Here is a 1,455-nt window from a genome sequence, read left to right on the forward strand (position 1 = left end):
CTTTGTCCCACATCCAATAGCCGCATTGGTCATGAAGATGCGTGTTGTCACGTATACGATTAAATATTTAGTGATAATAAACACCGATAAGTTCTTGCTCTTCTGCAGTATCAACATCACCGATGGGGGTGTAAGTTACGGTTTCTCGGTAAGTGTTTTTCTCAGTTCCATCTGGCTCGGGGGAGGTGTCAGAGCCTTTGTCGCCGATCCATGTGCCAACTAGTAATGCAAGAGGTCCTAGATGTTCAAAATTATTCATAGTGTTCGCCGAAAATGTATTGACCAATGAGTATAGACTTAAAACTGTTCTTCATAGCTGTTGATGGATGCGAATTCCTCGACTGTGCCGTCTTTATTCATTAACCATACTTTATACGCTTGAAATCGATCCCCATCTTCCATACCAGCTGAACCTATTGGCATTCCGGGTACGCTTAATCCAAGTGCTCCAGGGGGAGGGTTGTCGAGAAATTGTTTCATCGAAATAGGAGGTACGTGGCCTTCGAAAACGTAGTTGCCCGCTACACCGGTATGACATGATCGTAGCTTTGGATGTATACCAAACTTATCTTTGATGCCGTTCAGTTGAGTGTGGTTAATGGGATTTGTTTGAAAGCCGGTTTTGTCTAGATGATCTATCCAGCCGTTACAGCAGCCGCAATGCTCTGATTTGTATACATCTATCGCGGTTTCTTGTACAAACTTTTCATCACCTGAAGAGGCAACGGACAAGGAATAAGATACGGTAAGCAATAGAGTAAGGAGTATGCGCATAGTCTAAATCCATAAATCGGAAGCGTTAGCTGTAAATACTAAAAAAAGCTTAACTTAAATGATTATCGAACGAAATAAGACTCCCTTTGTCTTGAATAAGTTCACTCCATTGTTTTACAAATTTGCCCGTACTTTGGTTCAAACTGTAGCCATTTATTTTCCCTGCTCCGCTGCTGGTAACAAATGCAAGATTTGAGGGGCTAATTCCACAAACATCGTGTGATCTTAGTTGATTGACTAAGGTCATTGTTTCGCTGTCCCAGAACGATATCAGACCTGCTCTTGGATCGCTTGCAGCAAAGTAACGACCAGAACTCTCAAATCGAATACTTCCGACATAATTGCTCGTATTTGCTTGTTTGTCTGGCAGTTGAGTAGCTAGCCTTAACTCTTCACCTAATTGAGTTTTCCCGATACAAGAACCCTGAGTATGAATTCTTCCCTGTTGTTGAGAACCAAATACAACGACGTCCTGCTTGTTTACGTCGATATGTCGAATACTAAGCTGATGGTGTTTTCTAGAAAGAGACCTTTGTTCTATCAACTCGCCGGATGCAACATCGATATACGAGAGGTTAGGGTGCATTGAGTCTATGTTTAGTTTTTTTCTCCCTGTGTTTGGGTGGGTGCGAATACCTCCATTGGCAACAACTAGGTAGTCCAGCTTGTGTAGCGTAGCGA

Annotated in this window: 3 protein-coding genes; all 3 read right to left on the reverse strand. The window is 42.5% G+C overall.

Annotated elements, in window-relative coordinates:
- Window positions 1-67 precede the first annotated feature (67 nt).
- Window positions 68-259 carry a hypothetical protein gene (locus A3739_RS13640; RefSeq protein WP_068501736.1) on the reverse strand — a complete coding sequence of 64 codons (192 nt, stop codon included), beginning with the start codon at window positions 257-259 and terminating at the stop codon, window positions 68-70.
- A gap of 38 nt (window positions 260-297) precedes the next feature.
- The gene (locus A3739_RS13645) at window positions 298-774 is read right to left on the reverse strand and encodes a DUF411 domain-containing protein (RefSeq protein ID WP_068475648.1); all 477 of its coding nucleotides are present in this window, start codon (window positions 772-774) and stop codon (window positions 298-300) included.
- Between the two features lie 49 nt (window positions 775-823).
- The coding region (locus A3739_RS13650; RefSeq protein ID WP_156502583.1) for a DUF1513 domain-containing protein at window positions 824-1,455 on the reverse strand (632 nt) is incomplete at its 5' end.

This window comes from Oleiphilus sp. HI0067, from assembly GCF_001635735.1.

Coding starts and splice junctions, on each gene's coding strand:
- A3739_RS13640 (WP_068501736.1), bottom strand. CDS start 259: ATGAATAATTTTGAACATCTAGGACCTCTTGCATTACTAGTTGGCACA.
- A3739_RS13645 (WP_068475648.1), bottom strand. CDS start 774: ATGCGCATACTCCTTACTCTATTGCTTACCGTATCTTATTCCTTGTCC.